Annotated in this window: 9 protein-coding genes and 1 riboswitch; all 9 genes read right to left on the bottom strand. The window is 37.2% G+C overall.

The features are described from left to right. Positions 1 to 98: 98 nt before the first annotated feature. The 9 genes from IEV09_RS12190 to IEV09_RS12150 all read right to left on the bottom strand — a co-directional run bounded on the left by IEV09_RS12190 (position 99) and on the right by IEV09_RS12150 (position 6,721). Entirely contained in the window at positions 99 to 692 is a 594-nt protein-coding gene (locus IEV09_RS12190; RefSeq protein ID WP_188368575.1) for an ECF transporter S component, read from the bottom strand. A 131-nt stretch (positions 693 to 823) separates the two neighbouring features. Next, positions 824 to 954: riboswitch (FMN riboswitch) on the bottom strand. Between the two features lie 72 nt (positions 955 to 1,026). Further along, a complete protein-coding gene (locus IEV09_RS12185) occupies positions 1,027 to 1,752 on the bottom strand; it encodes a pseudouridine synthase (RefSeq protein WP_188368574.1) in 726 nt (241 codons plus the stop codon). Beyond that, positions 1,753 to 2,352 carry an SMC-Scp complex subunit ScpB gene (scpB, locus tag IEV09_RS12180; RefSeq protein ID WP_188368573.1) on the bottom strand — a complete coding sequence of 200 codons (600 nt, stop codon included), beginning with the start codon at positions 2,350 to 2,352 and terminating at the stop codon, positions 1,753 to 1,755. It abuts the gene before it with no gap. Further along, complete coding sequence (locus tag IEV09_RS12175) at positions 2,345 to 3,103, bottom strand: segregation/condensation protein A (RefSeq protein ID WP_188368572.1); 759 nt, start codon at positions 3,101 to 3,103, stop codon at positions 2,345 to 2,347. The genes scpB and IEV09_RS12175 overlap by 8 nt, the downstream gene beginning before the upstream one ends. A 20-nt stretch (positions 3,104 to 3,123) precedes the next feature. Next, entirely contained in the window at positions 3,124 to 4,014 is an 891-nt protein-coding gene (gene xerD / locus IEV09_RS12170; RefSeq protein ID WP_188368571.1) for a site-specific tyrosine recombinase XerD, read from the bottom strand. Positions 4,015 to 4,100: 86 nt separating this feature from the next. After that, on the bottom strand, positions 4,101 to 4,568 hold the full coding sequence (fur, locus tag IEV09_RS12165; RefSeq protein ID WP_245329697.1) for a ferric iron uptake transcriptional regulator: 468 nt from the start codon (positions 4,566 to 4,568) through the stop codon (positions 4,101 to 4,103). A 232-nt stretch (positions 4,569 to 4,800) separates the two neighbouring features. Further along, the gene (locus tag IEV09_RS12160) at positions 4,801 to 5,676 is read right to left on the bottom strand and encodes a CvfB family protein (protein WP_188368570.1); all 876 of its coding nucleotides are present in this window, start codon (positions 5,674 to 5,676) and stop codon (positions 4,801 to 4,803) included. A 24-nt stretch (positions 5,677 to 5,700) separates the two neighbouring features. Then, positions 5,701 to 6,021: an AzlD domain-containing protein gene (locus IEV09_RS12155; protein ID WP_188368569.1), complete on the bottom strand. Its 321-nt coding sequence runs from the start codon at positions 6,019 to 6,021 to the stop codon at positions 5,701 to 5,703. Continuing rightward, positions 6,011 to 6,721, bottom strand: coding sequence for an AzlC family ABC transporter permease (locus IEV09_RS12150; RefSeq protein ID WP_188368568.1), 711 nt, complete (start codon positions 6,719 to 6,721; stop codon positions 6,011 to 6,013). The genes IEV09_RS12155 and IEV09_RS12150 overlap by 11 nt, the downstream gene beginning before the upstream one ends. Between the last annotated feature and the right edge of the window lie 14 nt (positions 6,722 to 6,735).

The raw sequence follows: 6,735 nt of genomic DNA, 5'->3' as shown, positions 1-6,735 counted from the left end.
TAAGAGAATGCGTAATCTAAAATATTAGTTTTTGTTTTTAACACTGTCTACTTGACAGGGAGCACTTCAAATGACAAACTTCAAGTTTTTTTATTTATTTAAATCGATTGTCGATTGTTAAAATGCTGTTTACGTGCTAACCACGGTAAAAGTTTCGCATGTAATATTAAGAATACACAGGTGACAATGCCGCCTTTGATTAAGTTAAACGGTAGTACGCCGATGACAACATAATTGGCTAAGCTCATTCCTAGAAACTGATCTGACGTTACTCCAAAGAACATTAAATATAACGGTGTAATCACAAAATAGTTGGCAACACTCATTAATATACTCATCGATAAAATACCGAATGCTGTTCCGATGATTTTATTAAATCTCGCTGTCCCTCGACGGAAAAAGTAGTAAATTGGCAACGTGAATACCACCGTTGCAATAAAACTAGCGACATCTCCGACTAAATTTTGTGGTGAAATCCCCGTTGTGATGGTGTGCAAGGTTGAGCGGATAAACGCTGTTGCTATCCCTGCTAATGGTCCATACAAAAACATACTTAGTAAAACAGGTATATCACTCAAATCGACCTTTAGAAAAGGAAACATTGGTAAAATCGGGAATGATATAAATTGTAAAACCAACCCCATTGCTGCAAACATTGATACTGACACCATTTTCTGAACTTTGTTACTCATTCTAAAATCCTCCTAATTTTTAGGAATCATCTTCAAACGTCCTTAGTTTCCCTATTTACAAAAAAATACCCTATTCTTCTATACAGAAAAATAGGGTATTCGAGATTGTATATTAAAGCAACCTAAATACGCCCTATCTTCTTTTATCCAGACTGTACTGTCGGTATTGGAATTTCACCAATTCAGCCACTTTTTAATGAAAAAAAGCAGGTCGTGGACTATAACCACCGGTCGGGAATTTCACCCTGCCCTGAAGACGAACCTTATATTATTTTATTACAGCCTAAGTCTAACTCTTTTTTGTGAAGAATGCAACCCTTTTGCTTTCTGAAAATTACTTGCTTTTTTTCGCAAGGTTTAACAATTGGCTTACTTCTTTTTTAGATAAAACACGGTAATCTCCTGGTCTTAGTCGTTCTAAGGTTAATTCGCCATACTTCTCACGTTTTAATTTCTGAACTGGTAACCCAACGGCTTTTAACATATTTTTCACTTGGTGATTTTTTCCTTCATGAATCGTTAGTTCAACGATACTCGTACCTGTACTCACGTCGTTTGATAATATTTGAAATTTAGCCGGAGCCATTTTTTGACCCTCAATCTTTATACCACGCGTTAAAGGTAATAATTGTTTATTATCTGCTCTTCCTTTAACCTTTGCTACGTAAACTTTATCTACTTCATATTTTGGATGGGTAATTTTTTGTGAAAAATCACCATCATTCGTCAAAATTAATAAACCAGATGTATCATAGTCTAAACGTCCTACTGGATAAATTCGTTCTCTAACAGACGGGAAGAAGTCTGTCACTACTTTCCGACCTTTATCATCTGACACCGCTGAGATCACACCACGTGGCTTATAAAACAAGTAATAAACCGGTTCTTCTTGATACACAGGGATATCGTCAACTGCGATTTGATCGCGTCCACTGACTTTTGTACCTAATTCACGCATGACCTCCCCGTTCACCTTCACGCGCCCAGCTAAAATGTATTCCTCTGCTTTTCGACGTGATGCCACACCTGCATGCGCAATCACCTTTTGTAATCTTTCCATTTATTCGTCTCCCTCATTATTGGAATGCATAACCTCATCTTTGAAACGATCAAAAAATAAATCTTTTGGCATTTCGTCAGATAATTCATCCTCCATTTGTTTTATATCTGGTAAATCATCCATTGATTTTAATCCAAAATAATCCATAAAGTAATCGGTCGTGCCGTATAAAATCGCACGTCCTGGGCCATCGACTCGGCCCTGCTCTTTAATTAATTGTAATGCAGTCAACCGTTGGATCGATCCGGATGACTTCACTCCACGAATACTTTCAACTTCAATTCGTGTGATTGGTTGTTTGTAGGCAATGATTGCTAATGTTTCAACCGCGGCTTTTGATAGACGGTTCGACATTGGCGATTGCGCATAACGTTGTAATAAAGGAGCAAATTCTTTTTTAGTTGTCAAAATAAATTGATTGCCAACCTCTAGAATTTGTAACCCTCTCGTTTCATCGGCTGTATACGATTGATTTAATTCTTGAATCAGCGGATACACACGAGCGGGTGTCATTTCTAACAAATAACTAAGCTCCTCTAATGGAATGCCTTCATCACCCACAACAAACAAAATGGCTTCTAGTTCACTTAATTTATTCATTTGGTTCTCCTACCGCATAAAGCATAATTTCTTGATAATTTTCTGTTTGCTCAACGTGCACTTTTTTATTCTTCATTAATTCTAGTAGAGCTAAAAAAGTCGTGACAATTTCTGTTTTACTATATGTATTAAAAAGCGAGCTTAGCGTTCGGCCGACTTTCGGATGAAGTTGTCTCACTTGCGACTCAATCCAGTCCATCTTTTCTTTCACCGTTGCTGTCTCATTGGTAATCGTTGTTTGAGTGGGTGTATTCTGTCTTCTGGACTCTAACATTTGATGGAATGCTAAAAATAAATCAACTTTCGTTAGCTGGTTACTCGCTAAAACTGGTTCTTCTTCTTGCTTGAATTGATCAACATTCATTGGATCTTTCGACAAATATTGGCTACGCTCCTCCGCTTTTTCAGCTAAACGATCGGCCACATATTTATATTTTCGATACTCAAGCAATTGGTTCACTAAAGCATCGCGTGGGTCTTCTTCGAAAAAGTCTTCCTCTAAATCATATTCAATATCAACAATCGGTAACAACGTTTGACTCTTAATGGCCATCAAAGTCGCAGCCATTACTAAATACTCACCGGCCACACCCAGTTCAAACTCCTTCATTGTCCGAATGTATTTCATATATTGCTCGGTCACTTCGGCAATTGGAATATCATAAATATCAATCTCTAATTTTTGAATTAAATGAAGGAGTAAATCAAGTGGTCCTTCAAAAACATCTAATTTAATTTGAATTTCTTGCATTTGGTCACCTTCTGTCTCTCCTACGCTCTTGGAAAATATTGTTTATAAACTTCGGTCATTCGTTTTTTCGTAATATGAGTATAAATTTGCGTCGTTGAAATATCAGCATGTCCAAGTAATTCTTGTACCGTTCGTAAATCTGCACCATTTTCTAGTAGGTGAGTCGCAAAACTATGGCGTAAAGTATGTGGTGTGACATTTTTATGAATTCCTGCTTGCTGCACAAGAATCTTTAAATTTTTCCAAATACCTTGGCGACTTAACCCTGTGCCTTGTCGATTAACAAAAAGATGGGTTTCATCTGGTTGTTTTGTTGTTAAATGCGGTCGTGATTCTTCAAGGTAACGGGTTATCCAATCAATAGCCAAATCGCCTAATGGCACAATCCGCTCTTTATCACCTTTTCCGATTGTTTGAAGTAACCCCATACTTAAGTGTAAATCTTTCAATTCCAAATTAACGAGTTCACTGACACGTAGCCCAGTTGCATAAAGAACTTCTAAAATCGCTCGATCACGAATCCCTAAAATTTCTTTCGTATCAGGTGTTTCAATCAATTGCTCAACCTCAGATAAACTGAGCGTATCTGGTAGTCGCTGGGCTTTTTTAGGCATCTCAATATGCTGCATTGGGTTGTGATCCGTAAATCGCTCTTGGCGTAAAAATTGATGAAATTGTCGTAAACTTGTAATCATTCGGGCAATTGTTGCCGGTGATTTTTGTTCGTTTTTTAAGATTTGCAGAAAATCAATGACTAGAAAACGATCAACGATTTGCCACTCAACGATCTTTTGTTCTTGTAAAAAAACAAAGTAACGTTCTAAATCTCTTTGGTAATTTGTTTTTGTATTTTCAGCTAATCCTCGTTCAATCGTCAAATAATGCAGATAGTCTTCGATTTGCTCTCTCATGTCTTCACCCACCCTCAACTCCCTATCATACCAAATTTTGGCTCTTTCGAATAGTTCACAACAGCAAAAAAGCGAAAACTTCTCATTTAGAGTTTGTTTTCGCTTTTACTCAATGATTGACACTCCCGACAAATGCCATGGAATGTTAAACGATGATCCTTTACGAAGAAAGAAAAATCCTTTTCAACGATTTCTTCGACTTCTCTTAATAAGTCTTCTTCAATTTCCTCAATATTTCCACACTCTAAACAAAGTAAATGGTGATGGAAATGAGTTGCGCCTTCTTTTCTTAAATCGTAGCGTGCCACTCCATCATCGAAACTGATTTTATCGACAATTTTGATATCTGTTAGAATTTCTAACGTACGATAAACAGTGGCTAAACCGATATCTGCATTCTTTTTCTTCACAAAAAAATAAATTTCTTCCGCAGACAAATGATCTTTTTCATTTTCTAATAGGACTAATAAGGTCGCTTCTCGTTGAGGCGTTAATTTAAATCCAGATTCATGTAATTGGGTTTTTGTTTTCTTTAAAGAATCGGCAATATTCATTTTGCTCCGCCCCCTTATTTATAATAATTCCAATGTATTGCATTCGCACACAAGAACTATTATAAAGTAGTGGACAGCATTTAACAAGCGAACAACTCGAATCTTTCAGAATTAACCTCGATGATTCTCAATTAGAACCCGTTGTTCCTTTAATTATTGATTATCTTTAGTCATTTTCTGATCGAAATTCTCCATACCCCCTGGATAAACAGCTATTTGAAAATCCAATCGATTAGTCAACTGATTCTTCTGGTTTTTTCGTTAAACGGGTAATGCCATCTTTTTGTTCAATTAAACGTTGCTTCATTAAATTCCCTAATGCACGTTTGAATTGACCTTTACTGATACCAAACATTTTTTGGATTTCTTCTGGATTTGATTTATCTGTATAGTTCATTTGATTTTCAGGTGCTCTCGTTAAAAAGGCTAAAACCATTGAGGCATCGTCTCCAATTGCTTCGTGAGCTCTTGGTTTTAACGAAATATTCAACACACCATCTGGTCGAACGCCGATTACACGACCCGAAACCTCTTCACCTAAACGTGGTTCTTGATAACGTTCTGATGGATGAATAAAACCTAAGTAGTTATCTGCTGTAATAATAAAGGTTCCAACCATTTTCAGGCGATAAACCATCCCTTTAATATCTTTGTTTAAAAAGGTCTCATCACCAGCACGTCCCATCGCTTGGAAAAATTTCTCGTCGGCAATCGTTCCCCATAAGCGGTCTTTGTCATCAGCTTTTAAGGCAATCATTAATTTGTCACCTTTTTTCGGCCAAAGTTCACGCATTAACGGCAACTCATCAAGTGATACAGCAACATCTTTATCTTTCAAACCAATGTTAACGAATACGCCTAAATCACGACGCGAATCGGTCACTTCACCAATCCCGTATTGACCTTTACGACTTTCAGGTAAGATTGTTGTGATACGCCAATCTTGGTTTTGATTTTGATAGGCAAAACCTTCGACTGCCTCACCCAGTTTATGCTCACCCTCTTCTTTATCTAAACGAAAGGTGATCCCTTCTTTTTGAACAAAGTAAGCTTTGTCATTTTCATCAATAATTAAACCACTAAAAATTGATCCCATTAATTCTTTCATATTGTTTCCTCATTCCTTCTAGATTTATCCGATTAATCGAATAAGTGCTATTGTTATAATACCTGTAATCACGATCTTCATCAAATCTTTTGTGTAATATCCGATCAAAAATGTGGGAATACAAGCGAGTGTTTCTTGTAATTTTAATCTTGGAAGACCGCCTTCTTCAATCGTCAATAAACTTTGCAACAGTAAGGCGGCTAAAATACATAATGGCAGATAATCTAAGAACTGACGAAAGCGTGGCGTAAACGTCACATTTCTTGAAAAAACAAACGGTAAAATACGTGGCAGCCAAGTCACAGCACCCGCTCCTAAAATTAGTATCCAATACTCATTCGTCATTCATCAGCACTCCAATCGTCGCTCCTATAAGTGTCGCTCCAATGACCGCAAACTCTGGCGTTGTCCAAATCATTAAAACGTATAAACTGAAGCAGACGCTAACCAAAACAGTGATTGTCTTTTTGACACCACGTTTAAGTTCCGCTTCCATTTGAAATAAAAATAAGCCCAAAAACATCGCAACGAGCGCGAAATCCAAACCTAAACTTTCTGGACTCGAAATGAAACGACCAAAGATACCACCTAACACAGTGGAAACCACCCATACTGCATAAGCTAATAAATTTAACCCGTTCATCCAAGGAACACTGATTGGACGATTCTGACGGGTGTAAGTCGTTAACACGCCATATGATTCATCGGTCAATAACGAGCCAATCCCAATATTTTCCAGCAATGTTTCTTTTTGAAAATAAGGCGCCACAGACAGACTCATTAAGAAATGACGCAGATTAATAAAAAAGACCGTCACAATAATCGATGAAATCGGTGCTTGGATGGCTAACATGCCACAAATAATAAATTGTGCACTGCCGGCATAAACAATCAGTGACATTAAAAATATTTGAAAGACACTTAAACCGATGCCTTTTCCTACAACCCCCATGGCAAAACCAATGCCTAAATAACCTAATATCGTCGGGACACAAGCTTTAACACCGTCCAAAAACGATGGCTTGTTGTATTCCGAAATTTCCATTAAAAAACCCCCTT

It is taken from the genome of Enterococcus alcedinis, from assembly GCF_014635985.1.
GTDB lineage: Bacteria > Bacillota > Bacilli > Lactobacillales > Enterococcaceae > Enterococcus_I > Enterococcus_I alcedinis.
This window is presented reverse-complemented; position numbering and strand designations above follow the sequence as displayed.